The following is a 15,644-nucleotide window of genomic DNA, read 5'->3' on the forward strand; positions in this document are numbered from 1 at the left end:
TTATTAAACCTCTCCTATCCGGGATGCTATACCAGCCGCTTGATAAAAAGCAGCCCTGACTTCCTCAACCTCTATCTCGTAGCTGCAGCGCATAGAAAAAATAAGGCCGTCCGTGTAGGAGGTAGCAATGCAGTTGAACAGTGAATAGATCGGGAGCGGATTCGGTTGCTTTATGACAGCATCATCGTAATAATGACTGTACTTCAGGCCTTCCCTGGTACTATTGGCTAAATAGTTAAACATGAATACATCTAGGTGCTCATACTGCTTCCCAAACTGTACAAGTTTTCGGGTCCGCTCCCACTGTTTTTTGTAAGCAGGGCTTGTAAGTAGATCCATAAAATTGATAGTATGGCGTTTTAATAAATCCAGCCTGCTTCTGACAGACTGCAGCATTTCATCTGGATTCTGCTTCATACCCATCAACATAGGCACAAAATCAATAAATTCACCAACCGTGTTATAATACGCCGCCTCGTCATACCTTCTTCCATCATATAAAAATAACAATGGCAGCTTATCCATGCCTAAATAAGTTTGCAAGCCCCTTGTATAGACAGAAAGCGCCAACTCTAAAGATGGGTTTTCAGCCGGGATGCTCACGCTAAACAGATAGGCTTCGGTACTCGTTCTTAGCTTGGGGGATCGTAAAAGGTCCTGCTTGTTTTTTTGAAACGCTTCCAGCTGAAAGGATGTCATCAATTCTTGTTCCGTAATTCGTTTGGGCCCACTTTGGATTTGTTTCACATACTCTGCATAGGGCTTCACTTCATCGGTAGGAAAGGATTGGTTCTGAAGCAGGCTTCTGTAGCAAGCAAGCATCTGTCGTTCAGCCACCTCCGAGGTCACCCGATCACATATGGCATGATGATAAAGAGTTATGACGTAATGCTCACGAAGATTTCGTTTCAGCACAAACATGTGAAACAAAGTATGCTCTCCGATGTATCGAGTACTTGTAATATAATCATTTATCATTTCCGAAAAGGACCCACAGGGACTGCTATCCGACACGTCAATGATCTTAAGTTTTGGCAGGTTAGCGTCAGGAAGTACATACTCCCTCCAAAATGTCCACCCGTCTCTTGGGACAGGGACGCTTCTCAGTAATCCTTGACTTTGTAAAAATTGAGCGTAAGCCTGATCCAGAAAATCATAATTCACATGCTCGTCGAGCCGAAAAATGCCTACACTGGGTGGTGTATGAAACGAAATTTGCATTTGTTGAATTCCACTGAGTGGATATTCTTGTGCCACTTGTCCCGTTAGAACCCATTGATCTTTTCTCCAATAATCGTCCTCCAGCTGCTTGCGAAACCTTGCTACTTTATCCGTATCCATGCCTTTCAAGTCCAGACACTGGAAAAACACCTCTTCATTGATGGTCCAGTATTGATCATCCAACTTAGCTTTTTGATGCAGAGGTACAATATAATGTGGTAATAGTTCTTTAGCAATTTTCCCATCCATGATCCGTATGATATGGTTAACGTCAATGTCAGCGTCAGGGCCCGAGTAAAGCACCTGAATATCTCTAACTTCGTGAAGGAAATCTCGCACCTGATATTTCACCAGCTCGTAAACATCCCCTGTTTCTTGATGCAGCCAAGAAGTCAATTCTTGTTTGGTTTCTATGATGCCCTGTTGCTTCTTGGAACCTTCATCATGCTGAGCCGAATGAAGATAAGCAGCGAGGGCCCGAATTGTTTTATAGTGGTATATATCTGTCAAAGTGATATGAAATCCTGCCCGCTCCATTCTCGACATCAGCGTAAGTGCATGAATAGAATGCCCGCCGAGGTCAAAGAAGCTATCTAAAACACTGAACTGCTGAATACCTAACACATCCTGCCAGATTTCCATCAGCTTGGCTTCCAGCCCTGGCTCAGGGGACACGTATGCTGCCCCAGTATGCAAATTACCTTTAAGAGCCAACAGTGCCTTGCGATCCAGCTTTCCATTCAGTGTCAGCGGCATCTGCTCTAATTGCATAAAAAAAGATGGAATCATATAGCTCGGCAGCTTTGCAGAGAGAGTGTTTTTAAGTTCATCTGATGTCAGCATTTGGTTCGCAGTAAAGTACGCTGCCAGCTGCTTCTGACCCGTCTCATCTTCACGCGCGATAACAGCGGCTTCCTGGATATCATTAATTTTTAATAGATGTGACTCTACTTCCCCTGGCTCAATTCGGAAGCCTCTTATTTTTACTTGATCGTCGATCCGTCCGATATATTCGATATTTCCGTCCGTTTGCTCTTTTACCCAATCTCCGGTTCGGTACAACCTGCCTCCCGGCACCCATGGAGACTGAATAAACCTTTCCTGTGTCAACTCGGGGCGGTTCAAATAACCTCTAACTAATCCATCCCCGGCAATGCATAGTTCACCTGCAACTCCTTGTGGCAGAAGGTGCTGATCATGATCCAGAATGTAAACCGACGTATTACTGATTGGTTTGCCAATCGGGATGGTATTGGCATTTTCGTCCAAATGATCAATCCGGTAAAAAGTTGCAAATACCGTGCTCTCAGTCGGTCCGTAGACATGAATTAAACGACCGGGGCCTAGGTGGGTAAATGCTTTACGCACATGGCTGACCGACACCTTTTCACCGCCGAATAGCAAGGTTTCAAGTGTTGCAAAGCAATCGGGATCAATATCCACCAATGCATTAAAAAGCGCTGTCGTAATGAAGCATTTCGTGATTTGTTGTGTCCGTAGTACGCGTGATAGCTCACGTGCATTCATGATTTGAGCTTGTGGGGTCAAAACGAGGGTGGCTCCATTAAGCAGAGCCCCGTATATACCAAATGTAGAACCATCAAACGAAAAACTGGCCATTTGTAATATACGATCTTTTGTCGCAAATTGGATGTAATTCGTCTTTTTAACGACCCGAGTAATATTATAATGCATTGTCAGGTTTCCCTTAGGCTCGCCCGTAGAGCCAGACGTGTACATAATGCAAGCCAGCGCATCTGAACTATGAATAGATGTGAGATTCTCTGTTTCTTCTCCATAATTTTGCTGGTTTGTTAAATCCAGCACAAGAGCATCAAGCCCCACTTGTTGGTTAATTGGCAGCCGGGTTAGCAGAAGCTTTGCGCCAGAATCTGTCAGCATATAGCGTAGACGTTCCTTGGGATATTCGGGGTCAATGGGCACATAGGCTCCCCCGGCTTTTAAAATCCCAAAAATCCCGACGATCATCTCCAATGAGCACTCGGCTATAATCCCTACAGGCTCGTCTGTATCTACGCCTTTGGCCCGCAGAACGCGTGCAAGTTGATTGGCCTGTTTGTTTAGATCAGCATACGTCAAGTGCTTGTCTCCAAATACGACTGCCACTTGCTCCGGTGAGCGCTCAACCTGCTCCTCAAACAATTGATGAATTGTTTGATCCCGCGGGTAATCCGCTAATGTACCGTGTAACATGCTTAACTTCATCTCCCTCTCCCATTAACGTTCATATCAATTAAGGCTTGCTCCATAAGGCGTAGAAGTCATTTATGGATAAACTATAATCACAACTTTACATTAAAATGGGAATTTAGCTGGAGGAGAAGAAATGACATCAGGTGTAGCATTCCCGGCATCCCTAGAAATTCAAGTTCGCCATGAGCAATCAAATATTGATCCGATATTCCAAAAAGGTATCGCTTCTTAGCTGCGGCCATTGTGTTAACGCCTCAGTAGTCTTCATCAAAATTTCATCCAATCCAATTAGAGCTTGTCTTTCGACCGAAAATTTCTTTAGAATAAGTGTATAGCTATCACTTAATGCTCTACAATAACAATACCACAGGATGGTTACTCGACTGGAGGAAAAGAAATGACATCGGAGTGGCAGAGACTACAAACCAAACTGCCGGAATGGGTGGAACAAAGCCGTCACGAGTATATTCATGGCAAGGTAGCGGCGTATATACCCGAATTATCCAAAGCACCGGCTGAAGCGCTGGGTGTTGTTGTCATGAACGGTGCGGGTGAGACCGTGGTAGCCGGGGACACGGAACTCCAATTTACAATGCAAAGCATCTCAAAAGTATTTACGCTCATTCTGGCCCTGATGGATAATGGAGAAGACGTTGTCTTTTCCAAGGTGGGTATGGAGCCTACGGGCGATCGTTTTAATTCCATGTTGAAGCTGGAACTGGTCGAGCCAGGTATTCCATTTAATCCGCTTATTAACGCTGGAGCCATCGCCGTCTCCTCTCTGATTCGCGGAAATAGCCCCGAAGAAAGGTTTGCCCGCGTTCTACAATTCTTCCGACTGCTTGCCAGTAATGACACGCTGGAATATGACCAGGATGTCTACGATTCGGAATCTGCCACAGGTCATCTGAACCGTTCCCTTGCTTATTTTCTGATGGAAAAAGGGATTCTGAGAGGTCATGTCGAGGACGTGCTGGAGGTTTATTTCAGACATTGTGCTGTAAAAATGAACTGTACGGATTTGGCACGCATGGGACTCGTTCTGGCCTACAACGGCCGTGATCCGGTTACGGGCGTACCTCTGGTCCCCCGCCGTTATGTGCAGATTGCCAAAACATTTATGACGACATGCGGTATGTATGACGCTTCAGGAGAGTTCGCCATTCAGGTTGGACTGCCTGCCAAAAGCGGTGTATCCGGCGGAATTATGACGATGGTGCCTGGACGATACGGCATTGGATTGGTTGGACCTTCCCTGAACCGTATGGGCAACAGTACAGCAGGTGTACATTTGCTGGAGACCATGTCTCGGGATTTGGATTGGAGCTTGTTCTAGTATACAAAAAAAAGGGTATTCCCAGCCTAATGGCTTATGAGAATACCCTTTTCTGCCTGCATTCCTGTTATGTTACGAGGTTTGGCCGTTAGCCAGTTTAATTTGAATACGGAACGGGTCAGCTACATACTTGGCTCCATTGAGTTCCTGCACTCCATAGCCTGCTGCTGTCAAACGAGCGACAACGGCATCCAATTCCCTCTGATCCGGCACAATCAATTCAAAAAAATCCAAGCCTGCTGCGTTCTCGGGAGCTGGAGGTGCTCCTTCCCCTGCCCATATATTCAAGCCCATGTGATGGTGGTAGCCTCCTGCGGAGATGAACATTGCCGAGGAACCATATCGGGACGTAATGTCAAAGCCAAGCACATCGCAATAAAATTGCTGCGCTTTGAGCAAATTAGACACATGGAAGTGAACGTGTCCGATGACCGTTCCCTGCGTTAGCCCCTGCCAAGGTAAGTTCTGAGAAATTGCTACCAAGTCTTCGGCATCCACAGGATCTGTACCCATAATATAAAATCCATTGGTATCTTTTTTCCACTGCTCGCGAGGACGATCTGCATAGATTTCAATCCCGTTATTATCAGGGTCATGGATATATAGTGCTTCACTTACATCATGGTCTCCCTGTCCGATTTCAATCTCATGAGCCAGCAGATTACGTAAGGACAGCCCTAGAGCCACACGGTTCGGTAGAAGAATAGCAAAGTGGTATAGTCCGGCTGTGGATTGGCGCGGAAGAATAACTGCATTTTCAATATATTTTAGGGTCAGCAGCGTATGCTTTCCGTCGACAGTCAATTCAGCAGTATTCGCCGTTTCACGCAGCAGTTGGAAACCAATCACCTCAGTATAAAATTGAATCGAGCGCTCCAAGTTACTAACCTTTAATGAAACCTGCCCGATTTTAGTATTGTCAGGAAGATGTGCTGTCATGGGATTTCCCTCTTTCTACATGGATTGGACGACTTGGCTAATCAAACATTATTGTTCTGTTGACGTACGACGGCTGAATAAAGAATCCACAGACAAGCGGGTCGTCGGTGCAAACACCAGATGAAGAGCTACCAAAATAAAAGCAATATCCAGCTCATAGCCAGCACCTTGACCATTCCCCATCAACCCGCCGGACAATTTGGCTGTGAGAATCGCGCCGATCAATACAATAACAAAAATTCCGGCTACATAACGGGTAAGCACTCCAAGGATTAATGCAATCCCGCCGACCAATTCAATCACCGCAACAACATAACCTAAAAATCCTGGAACGCCAATGCTGGAAAACCAGCCTGCCACATTATCCAAGCCCATTTGGAATTTAGCAATTCCGTGTGCCAAAAACAAAATCCCTAGCGCCACCCTCATAATTGTAGAAATATTTCTGCTTGCTGAACTCATGTCTATCTCTCCATTCTGAATATATTATCGTACCTGTATGAGCACATATTAATAATTATTTTATATTACTAATAATTTGACTAAAAAAATAAAATGATATCGTTCTAAGCTGTAACTTATATAAGTACTCACAAAGACAAATTATTAGTAATAGGAATAATTATTTTGTAATGTGAATTTATCATAACAACTATAGTCTGTCAACAAAATATTTGGTATGATGAATATTAAATTAGTATACATTATATTTTTCTAAAGGAGGAATGCTCTATGGGTATAGGATGCAACATAAGGGCAGCACGTAAACGTAAAAATTTATCCATTCAGCAAATATGTGAAAGAACCGGATTATCTCAAGGGTTTATGAGCCAGGTGGAAAACAATAAAACCTCTCCTTCCATCGCTACACTGGACAGCATCGCTAATGCGCTCAAGGTCCCCCTCGCTTTTCTGCTTCTTAAGGATGAAGAGCGGATGCAGGTGATTCGCAAGGACGAGCGTCGTAAAACAGTGTATGGTAAAAACAACCTTCAGGTCGACCATTTAGGTGGCCAGGGTAACGTTAAAATGATGCTGGTGGACATGCCACCAGGTTCATCGACAGAAGAAGAGCATGCTCATGCCGGAGATGAAATTCATTATATATTAGAGGGCACGGTGTATGTAGAGCAAGGTGAGGATTCAGCTACCCTCGAAGCAGGAGATTCCTTTAGTTGGAGAGCAGCCATTCCCCATTATGTCAAAAACGTGGGAGAAAGCAGCGCTCGCGTTCTCATCTCCGTGTTTCTCGAAGCAGAAAATGACGCTTAATCAAAGCCTGAAAACAACGGAATATCATCACCCATTTCATCAAAAAAGCGCGTACCGGGAAGTTATGTTAACTTCAACGATACACGCTTTTTGTATTTTTCCATCTATCAGTGCGACTCTTAACTTATTCCAGCGCCTGTTGGGCATCCGTCCGTGATTCCCATGGCAGCTTGAAGGTTTTCATGATCTGCTTGGTATCAGCTGGGAGCCCAGTTACCGGATCACCCGCAGTACCCAGCAATTCTTCTTTATGATCTATTGTAATACGCCCGTAATAAGTGGTGCTGCTGTCTCCCCATCCTGTAGTAAACTCATAGACCAGCGGCTTATTTAATTTCGGATAAGCTCCCCACTGATTTTTGGCTTTATTTTTTAAAAAAAGCTCCAGCGGATCGTATTCCATCGTAAATTCTTTGCCAAAGGGGGCTCCTACATACCCTTGATAGGTGACAAGCGGAAAACCGTCCTTCACTTCAACCAGACTCAGCACATCCCCATTCACTGTAAAATAACGCAATGCTTCACCTTGAGGAAACATATAGACACTAGACAGGAGCTCGGTGTTGGGAAAATGAGCTTCGATATAAGGATGTACAGAATATCCCCTTAAACGGATGAACGCATCACGCGCTGTCACCAGATCCCCCTCATATATTTGTTTTTTTATTGCACCATGGATCGGCGGCTGTACCTGTATCTGTGTGTTTGTCTTCTCCAATGTATAACCCAAATCAACCGACACATCCCGCAGTGGGATATACACTTCTTTACCTGACACTTCATAGGTGAGTCGCTGCTCATTCTTACGTGACCGTTCCTTAAGCTGCACGGGTTCTGCCCACTTTTTAAGCGTAACCAGCTTCTTTTTGACATCCCACTGATAAGTCGCACCCACAGCTTCGGCAAAAGGTTTAAGTGGAACCATCAGCTTTCCGTTGATCAACATGGGTTTTGTCTTTGCGTTTAATGGCTGCCCATTGACGACAACATTTGTTACCTGCGTCGATTGGGTTGATGGAGTTACAGTGTCTCCCTGTCCGGCAGCTTCGACAATTCCTTGTTGCATAGCCGTAAGAAGTAGAGATAACATAAACAAGGCGGCAAGCAATCGTTGAAATCTTCCTCGTTTTAGCTTCATCATCATTCTCCGTTCATTTCTTGTGTTTCGGATCTATCTCTTTTTGGCTGCGTCAATGTCTCCAGGATTCAGACCTGCCCAAACGTTCGGAATACTGACGGTCTCTGGATGCTCAAATACGAGAAACGCTGTCGGCAAATACCGCTCGCCATATTCAGAAGAAGGTTTATTGACTATGGCATGATCTTTAACGAGCACGGTTGAGGATCCACCATCCAGATTAGCACCAATAACCGCTCCGTGTTTAAGTAGAATATTTTGCATATCGTACAAATTAGCGCCGATGCTGTAACCCGGCTGACGCCCGTCAATGGTCACGAAAAGAATCGCGCCGTCTGCTCTTTGCCCCATTGCAGTGCGAGGAGCAATTCCCCATCCTTCACTGGCATTGCGAATCAGACCTCTACCATTCACGATTAAACGTGGCTGAAAGGTGACTGCTTCTTGCACGTTCATTTTGGACAATTCAGATAGTGAATAGTGCCCGGCAATCATTTTTCCCTGCTTATCAATACCTACGATTTGGACTGAAGCATTTTTCCCCATATCGTTGTAGTATATCTGTCCTTGGGAGATGACAACGCCGATCGGTTTAAAGCCATTTCCGTTCCAGTTGGGATCGGCAAAGCCGCCGCCATTTACGCCAGCAATAGCCCCTAAGCGCTCGACCATGCTGGATACTCGTTCTCCCCTGCCAGCCTTGGCAGGAATTCCGAGTCTGATTTTAGTGGGGTCATGCACTGTCATTACATAGCCATGATAATTCCGACCGGACACCTCTTCCACTTCAACCAGCGGCGTTTGCTGCAACTTGGTCGGTTTCAGATCAGGCAGCTTGATCGTATGTCTGTCCCTCTCCTCACCCATCTGCTCAAAACGAGCCGAGTATTCGGCCACACGTTTTTGCGCCTCTTCTTCACCGATAAAATATTTCGCCCAATGGCGATGTTGAGTAGTAATCAGCGTATCGGCGGCCAAATAGCGCATATCCTTGCCAGAGGGGGTTAAAAATAACCAAGCCGTGCCCCCTACTCCTGCTAGCAGGAAGACTATAAAAAGTCGCAGTATAAAGCGACCGAATCTACCTTTTCGTTTCTTCTTCTTTTTATTTTTCTGCCTGCGAGTTGCTGCACGCTGTGGCAAAACTTCCGGTTTCATTCAACATCTCTCCCGTTATGGTGACTTCAATCTTAAAAACTCACTGTTATCCATTATACATCAACATCTAACGACAATATAATAATCTAATTTTGTAGAATGATAGTGTCAATTTTTTAACAGATTCCCAACCTTATAAAATAACACAACAAACAGCCCTCCACACAGATGTGAAGGACTGTTTTCGCAATTTACTTTATTTAAACTACGTCCGTATTCGCTTGGCATATCCCCTTTTTACGGTTCTGCCTCCGGTTCAAGCAGCATAAACAGTTCTTTCATTTGCTGTCGCTTGAGTTTGGGGCTGAGCACATATAATGTATCCCCCGGCTCAATCACAGTCGTACCTCTCGGGGCAATAATTTGCTCGTTCCGGATAATGGCGGTGAATAAAATGTCATTAGGCAGCTGCATATCCTGGATCGCTTTGCCCGCAATTGACATTCCCTTTTGCACCTGAATATGATTAATTTCCGAAGTGGTTTTCCCCAGAGAAACCAGCTCCAGCAATGAAGGCGACGGCGTCTCGTTAGGGTCCATTAAGCCAAGCTTCACAGCCAGCCACGAAATGGTCGTACCTTGAATAATCGCAGAGGTCAGCACGACGAAAAATACAACATTAAAAAACATGGGCCCTACATCCATCTCGTCCAGTAAAGGATAGGTGGCCAGTACAATAGGAACTGCTCCCCGTAGTCCTGCCCAGGATAACAACGTCTTTTCGCGCATGGAGTATCTGGAGAAAAGTAAGCTCAGAAAAACGCCAATCGGTCGAGCCACGAGCATCAGGATAAAGGAAAGCGCCAAACTTTGCCACGCAATGCCCAGCAGCTGATCAGGGAAAACCAGCAGTCCGAGCAGGACGAACATCATAATCTGCACCATCCAGGCGAAGCCATTGTTAAAATGAATAATGGACCGCTTGTAGGTCAAGTCGGAGTTGCCTAGCACAATGGCCATGACATATACCGCCAGCAGTCCGCTTGCCTCCAGCAAGGATGCCGCCGCATACGTTAGCACTGCAAATGCCAAGGCCATCACTGGATACAATCCGGATGAGTCAAAATTCATTTTATTAATCGCATATACCCCTAAGCGACCGAGTGCAAAACCAATGACCAGACCAAAACCCATTTCCCATAAAAACAATAAAATATGTATCCAAATGGATTGTTCAGGGTGGTGTATCAGCTCAATTAATGTAACTGTGAGAAATACAGCCATCGGGTCATTGCTGCCGGACTCCGCTTCGAGCGTAGAGGTAATTCGTTTCTTGATATTTTTCCCTCCCAAAACGGAAAACACAGCCGCCGCATCCGTCGATCCGACAATAGCCCCAAACAGTATAGATTCCATCCAGCCTACGCCTAAAATAAACTTGGCGCAGACACCAATGACTACAGTCGTAATGATGACCCCAAGCGTGGATAACGACAACGCAGGTCGAATGACCGGCTTAATATCTGCAAACTTCGTCTGCATCCCGCCTTCAAACAGGATCACAATGAGCGCGAGAATACCCACCAGCTGCGTAATAAAGGCATTATCAAAATAAATAAACTGACTAAGTACCATGCCAACGGCAATAAATAAAACAAGCGCAGGCATACCGAAACGACTGGAAAATTTGGTAGTCAGTACACCGACCAGCAATAAGCCGGACAGCAAAAGCACAATAAAATCAATAACGGTTGTTTGTTCCATACGGCTTCTCCTATCTTGAAAAAATAGATGTTCATTTTTCGCCTTCTATCTATATACCCTCAAATCATGCTGAATACTAATCCTGGGATAAAAAATATTTGAAAATTAAAAATCCAGCTCACGGTCTGTGCTAATTTAGCACTTCATGAGCTGGATATATGTTTTTTGTAGACTTAGCTGCGATAAAAGTCGCGTTTTATGCTTTAGGGTGAATCATATGAGCCGGTACGACATACTGGTCAAATTGTTCCTCGGTCAGCAGGCCGCTACGAAGAGCCGCTTCTTTAAGTGACAATCCTTCCGCATGCGCAAGTTTGGCAATTTTAGCGGCATTCTCATATCCGATATATGGATTCAATGCCGTCACCAGCATCAGCGAATTGTTCAAATTATGCTCAATTTTAGCGAGGTCTGGCTCGATGCCGACCGCACAGTTATCATTAAAGGCCACAATTGAATCGGCTAGCAGATTCACGGATTGCAGGAAATTATAAATAATAACCGGCTTAAACACGTTCAGTTCAAAATTCCCCTGACTCGCAGCAAAGCCGATCGCTGCATCATTACCCATAACCTGCGTAACGACCATCGTCAGCGCCTCGCTCTGGGTCGGATTCACCTTGCCTGGCATGATTGAGCTGCCCGGCTCGTTAGCAGGGATCGTAATTTCACCCAAGCCACTGCGTGGACCACTTGCCAGCCACCGGACATCATTGGCGATTTTCATCAAATCGGCAGCGAGCGCTTTGATTGCTCCGTGTACAGCTACAACTTCATCATGGCTGGTGAGTGCATGGAATTTGTTCGGTGCGGAAGTAAAAGACTTGCCAGTAATGTTGGAAATTTCGGTAGACGTTCGGGTACCGAACTCTGGATGAGCGTTAATTCCTGTACCTACAGCTGTGCCACCAATCGCCAGCTCCTTCATGTATTGAACCGTGTCTATGATGATTCGCTTGCTTTTGTCCAGCATGGCATACCAGCCGCTAATTTCCTGACCCAGTGTAAGCGGCGTGGCATCCTGCAGGTGAGTCCGTCCGATTTTAATAATATCCTTAAATTGCTCTGACTTCTGTTGGAAGGTTTCTTTCAGCTTGTCAATGGCAGGCAACAAGCGATCCTCAACTGCAATAACGCCGGCTACATGAAGCGCCGTAGGAAACGTATCGTTTGAACTTTGTGACATGTTCACATCGTCATTAGGATGCAGTTTTACATCTTCCCCCTGCTCCTGCAGCCATTGGCTTCCCAGATGAGCAATCACTTCATTCACATTCATGTTGGACTGCGTACCGCTCCCTGTCTGCCATACAACCAGTGGGAAATGGTCATCGACCCGTCCAGCGAGAATTTCATCCGCTGCATAAATAATGGCGTTCTGCTTCTCCTGTGACAGCTTGCCCAGCTTATAGTTGCTGATCGCCGCACTCTTTTTAAGCACCGCGAACGCCTGAATAACCTCTAGCGGCATTTTCTCCGAGCCAATCGGAAAATTTTCCTTGCTTCGCTGTGTTTGCGCTCCCCACAGACGGTCTAACGGTACCTTGATTTCGCCCAACGTATCCTTTTCGATGCGGTAGTTCAACTCATTTCCTCCTCTTAGCCTATGAAATTCAGACAAAATATGGTGATCTTCTTTGCCTATTATACATTAAATCTCAAATGTTATCATATATTTTGCAAACGCTTTTTTACGATAAGGTCAGAGGAGGAAAGGAATATTGCTTACAAACCTGCTCTTTAAGTCAGCTAATGGTAATATTGCCTTTGGCACGAACTTCTTTTCTGCCCAGCAGCTTGTTCAGTGCGTCGATGTAGGCTTTCGCGCTGGCTTCCAAAATATCTGTACTTGTACCTCTTCCTCGAGCTGTGTACTCTCCTTGTCTCAAGATGGCATGCACTTCCCCCTGTGCGTCCTTGCCATACGTCACGGACTGGATTGAATAATCCTCCAATTCCACCTCTTCACCACTTGCTTTATCTATAGCATTGAAAATCGCATCTACGGAACCGTTACCCATCGCGACTTCATCAATGGCTGTTCCATCCTGTTTACTCAATCGAATAGAGGCTACCGGAACAGACTGATTGCCATAGGATACTTGAATGGAGTCCAGGGTGTAAATCTGAGGGGAAACATTGCGGCTTTCGTCCATCAGGACAAGCAAATCCTCATCCAGCACCTGCTTTTTCTTGTCGGTCAAGGCTTTGAATTTGTGGAACGCCTCCTGCAGCTGCTCCTCTGTCAGACTATCAAATCCCATGTCCGCCAGCTTTTCCTTGAACGCATGTCGACCGGAATGCTTGCCCAACACAAGCTTACTCGTCTTCAAGCCAATACGCTCAGGGGATACGATCTCATACGTTGTGCGCTCCTTAAGCATTCCGTCCTGGTGTATGCCGGATTCATGTGCAAAAGCATTGGCTCCAACGATGGCCTTGTTCCCTGGTACTGACATCCCCGTTCGCTTGCTCACCAATCGGCTGGGAGCATACAGTTCCTCCAGAACCAGACTCGTCTGTGCGTTATAAAGCTCGGTTCTCGTATCGAGGGCCAATGCAACCTCCTCGATCGGTGTATTCCCTGCTCGCTCACCGATACCATTGATGGTACCTTCAAATTGATCTACACCGTTACGAATAGCCGCCAGTGTGTTGGCCGTGGCCATGCCAAGATCATCATGACAGTGCGTGCTGAGCTGTATTTTCTCGATGCTGGGCACTTGTTGCTTTACAACTCTAAACATTTCACCGAACTGGTCAGGCGAGGCATATCCCACCGTATCCGGCAGATTGACGACTGTCGCCCCAGCGCGAATTGCCATATTCACGACCTCACAAATAAAGTCCAGCTCGGTACGACTGGCGTCCTCCGCCGAAAATTCTACCTTGCTGAAATACTTGCGTCCATAACGAATGGCAGCGGCTGCGGTCTCTAGTACTTTTTCCTTATCCATCCGCAGCTTATGCTGGCGGTGAATAGGTGAAGTAGCCAGGAACAAATGAAGACAGGCATCCTCGGCTCCTCGCAGCGCCTCTCTTACCGCATCAATATCCTGCTCTTTAGAGCGTGCAAAACCAACCAGTGTGGCCTGGGTAACCTGTTTGGCAATCTCCTGCATGCTGAATATCTCACCAGGCGAGGTAGCCGGAAAGCCGGTCTCAATCCGATCTATACCCAACTTTTGAAGCTGAAGGGCAATTTCCACCTTTTCCGAGCTGGTCAGGCTGACTCCCGGTGATTGTTCTCCATCTCTTAACGTTGTGTCCAACACCCATATTTTGCGCATACAGTTACCACCTTTGCTTTAGTATTAGGAGATGCTCAAAAACAGGTTTGCAGATCGCCATATATTCATCCGATCATCAGATGTTTAAACTTAAAAAAATTATGAACTAGCCATATGCTTCTGCAACTCCAGCTTGGTGCCGTCCAAATGTTGAATACTATACAGTTCGGCAGCCTTACCATCCCGATCCCGGATCGCTTCATAAATTTTCTCATGCTGCAATGTAAAATGATTTTGCATTACTGGATCGGTAATGAGGTTGTTCAGCGCTTTCCGAATCGCCTCTACAAAGCTGCGATATACGTCTGTAAGCACCTTATTGCGTGTAGCCCCGGCAACAGCCAAGTGAAAAGCGATATCCGCATCAAGATACCCATTCATATCTCCAGCGGCCAATGTCGCAGCACGCCGATCCAGCGCCTCCCGCATCAAGTGTAAATCCTCATCATTACGGCGTAAGGCAGCCAATCTGGCAATCTCAAGCTCCAGCACACTCCGTACCTCATACACCTCGATGATTTCTGCTCGGCTTAGGCGGTAATCCAATGGCTCTTGAGAGGTTGTCGGTTGGCAAACAAAAGTTCCGTGTCCTTGCTTTTTCTCTAACAGACCGGCATGTACCAGAACGCTAACCGCTTCACGCACAGTGGATCGTCCGACCCCAAAGAGCTTCATGAGCTCAGGCTCTGTTGGAATCTTTGTGCCCACGTTCCATTCACCAGCAGCTATTTTTCGCTGCAACTGTTCAGCCACTTCATCGGCAATTTGCTTGCGTTTGACGGCTTGGAAAGGCACCATATCATGATTCATCTGATCATCTCCTGTTTCGTATCATACTATGACTAGTTCTCATTTTGCAACTGTTATTCAATCTCCTTCTGCACCACGTTACTGCCCTGGATTCGGACTCGCCACCTTCAGCTTTTTGTCCACCCAAATAAGCCTACACCGTTAGACACGATGCAGGCTTATTTCGGTACAATAATGCTAGGATTTCGATTTATTATGTAACACAATACAAACGGCTGGTTGTTTCAAAGATATGGCCTGGCGCAAGTGCAATTAAACCGATGTCTTCCGCAGGCAAGTCCGGACGATTCGGTGCGTTGATCATGTTCATTTGCGGTTCGGGACAGATAAATTCCTTGTTCGCTTTGTTGTTCCAGATCATCCAATGCTTATAGGCTGTGCCTACATCGTATACGAGGGTAGCACCTGTCTTACTGTGTGTCAGCTCCATGTAGTTGCGTCCATTTTGTGGAGCTGCCGTGTAATGATTATCCATAGAGGCAAAGTAAGGACTAACTCCAGTTGTCTTCAGCAGTTCCTCTTCCGGGGATAATGGCTGGAACTGTCCGGTGGCCAACAGCCG

Annotated in this window: 11 protein-coding genes and 1 pseudogene; 2 read left to right on the forward strand and 10 right to left on the reverse strand. The window is 45.9% G+C overall.

The window, feature by feature from the left end; translation table 11 throughout:
- Positions 1-3: 3 nt before the first annotated feature.
- A complete protein-coding gene (locus L693_RS0117140; RefSeq protein ID WP_231503685.1) occupies positions 4-3,447 on the reverse strand; it encodes a non-ribosomal peptide synthetase in 3,444 nt (1,147 codons plus the stop codon).
- A 385-nt stretch (positions 3,448-3,832) separates the two neighbouring features.
- Between L693_RS0117140 and glsA the strand changes: the two genes are divergently transcribed.
- Entirely contained in the window at positions 3,833-4,771 is a 939-nt protein-coding gene (glsA, locus tag L693_RS0117150) for a glutaminase A (RefSeq protein ID WP_025718557.1), read from the forward strand.
- A 72-nt stretch (positions 4,772-4,843) separates the two neighbouring features.
- Here glsA and L693_RS0117155 read toward each other — a convergent pair whose 3' ends face one another.
- Both L693_RS0117155 and L693_RS0117160 read right to left on the reverse strand, forming a co-directional pair.
- A complete protein-coding gene (locus L693_RS0117155) occupies positions 4,844-5,710 on the reverse strand; it encodes a VOC family protein (RefSeq protein ID WP_025718559.1) in 867 nt (288 codons plus the stop codon).
- A 48-nt stretch (positions 5,711-5,758) separates the two neighbouring features.
- Positions 5,759-6,172 (reverse strand): DoxX family protein, encoded by a 414-nt coding sequence (locus tag L693_RS0117160; protein WP_025718560.1) that lies wholly within the window; start codon positions 6,170-6,172, stop codon positions 5,759-5,761.
- Between the two features lie 270 nt (positions 6,173-6,442).
- Here L693_RS0117160 and L693_RS0117165 point away from each other — a divergent pair, with 270 nt between their 5' ends.
- The gene (locus tag L693_RS0117165) at positions 6,443-6,982 is read left to right on the forward strand and encodes a helix-turn-helix domain-containing protein (protein ID WP_025718562.1); all 540 of its coding nucleotides are present in this window, start codon (positions 6,443-6,445) and stop codon (positions 6,980-6,982) included.
- A 124-nt stretch (positions 6,983-7,106) separates the two neighbouring features.
- On the opposite strand, the gene L693_RS0117170 is transcribed toward L693_RS0117165, so the two are convergent.
- From L693_RS0117170 to L693_RS0117200, 7 genes and pseudogenes are all read right to left on the reverse strand, one after another.
- Complete coding sequence (locus L693_RS0117170; protein WP_025718564.1) at positions 7,107-8,120, reverse strand: stalk domain-containing protein; 1,014 nt, start codon at positions 8,118-8,120, stop codon at positions 7,107-7,109.
- 33 nt (positions 8,121-8,153) lie between these two features.
- Positions 8,154-9,278: a phosphodiester glycosidase family protein gene (locus tag L693_RS0117175; RefSeq protein WP_025718566.1), complete on the reverse strand. Its 1,125-nt coding sequence runs from the start codon at positions 9,276-9,278 to the stop codon at positions 8,154-8,156.
- 237 nt (positions 9,279-9,515) lie between these two features.
- The gene (locus L693_RS0117180) at positions 9,516-10,982 is read right to left on the reverse strand and encodes a potassium/proton antiporter (RefSeq protein WP_025718568.1); all 1,467 of its coding nucleotides are present in this window, start codon (positions 10,980-10,982) and stop codon (positions 9,516-9,518) included.
- 196 nt (positions 10,983-11,178) lie between these two features.
- Positions 11,179-12,567, reverse strand: coding sequence for a class II fumarate hydratase (gene fumC / locus L693_RS0117185; RefSeq protein WP_025718569.1), 1,389 nt, complete (start codon positions 12,565-12,567; stop codon positions 11,179-11,181).
- 160 nt (positions 12,568-12,727) lie between these two features.
- On the reverse strand, positions 12,728-14,272 hold the full coding sequence (locus L693_RS0117190) for a 2-isopropylmalate synthase (protein WP_025718571.1): 1,545 nt from the start codon (positions 14,270-14,272) through the stop codon (positions 12,728-12,730).
- 99 nt (positions 14,273-14,371) lie between these two features.
- On the reverse strand, positions 14,372-15,082 hold the full coding sequence (locus L693_RS0117195) for a FadR/GntR family transcriptional regulator (RefSeq protein ID WP_025718574.1): 711 nt from the start codon (positions 15,080-15,082) through the stop codon (positions 14,372-14,374).
- 193 nt (positions 15,083-15,275) lie between these two features.
- Positions 15,276-15,644 (reverse strand): annotated as a pseudogene (locus L693_RS0117200) (aldose 1-epimerase); the annotation flags it as partial.

The sequence above is a fragment of the Paenibacillus sp. 1-18 genome (assembly GCF_000520755.1).
In the GTDB taxonomy this organism is placed as follows: Bacteria; Bacillota; Bacilli; order Paenibacillales; family Paenibacillaceae; genus Paenibacillus; species Paenibacillus brasilensis.

Coding starts and splice junctions, on each gene's coding strand:
- L693_RS0117140 (WP_231503685.1), bottom strand. CDS start 3,447: ATGAAGTTAAGCATGTTACACGGTACATTAGCGGATTACCCGCGGGAT.
- glsA (WP_025718557.1), top strand. CDS start 3,833: ATGACATCGGAGTGGCAGAGACTACAAACCAAACTGCCGGAATGGGTG.
- L693_RS0117155 (WP_025718559.1), bottom strand. CDS start 5,710: ATGACAGCACATCTTCCTGACAATACTAAAATCGGGCAGGTTTCATTA.
- L693_RS0117160 (WP_025718560.1), bottom strand. CDS start 6,172: ATGAGTTCAGCAAGCAGAAATATTTCTACAATTATGAGGGTGGCGCTA.
- L693_RS0117165 (WP_025718562.1), top strand. CDS start 6,443: ATGGGTATAGGATGCAACATAAGGGCAGCACGTAAACGTAAAAATTTA.
- L693_RS0117170 (WP_025718564.1), bottom strand. CDS start 8,120: ATGAAGCTAAAACGAGGAAGATTTCAACGATTGCTTGCCGCCTTGTTT.
- L693_RS0117175 (WP_025718566.1), bottom strand. CDS start 9,278: ATGAAACCGGAAGTTTTGCCACAGCGTGCAGCAACTCGCAGGCAGAAA.
- L693_RS0117180 (WP_025718568.1), bottom strand. CDS start 10,982: ATGGAACAAACAACCGTTATTGATTTTATTGTGCTTTTGCTGTCCGGC.
- L693_RS0117190 (WP_025718571.1), bottom strand. CDS start 14,272: ATGCGCAAAATATGGGTGTTGGACACAACGTTAAGAGATGGAGAACAA.
- L693_RS0117195 (WP_025718574.1), bottom strand. CDS start 15,082: ATGAATCATGATATGGTGCCTTTCCAAGCCGTCAAACGCAAGCAAATT.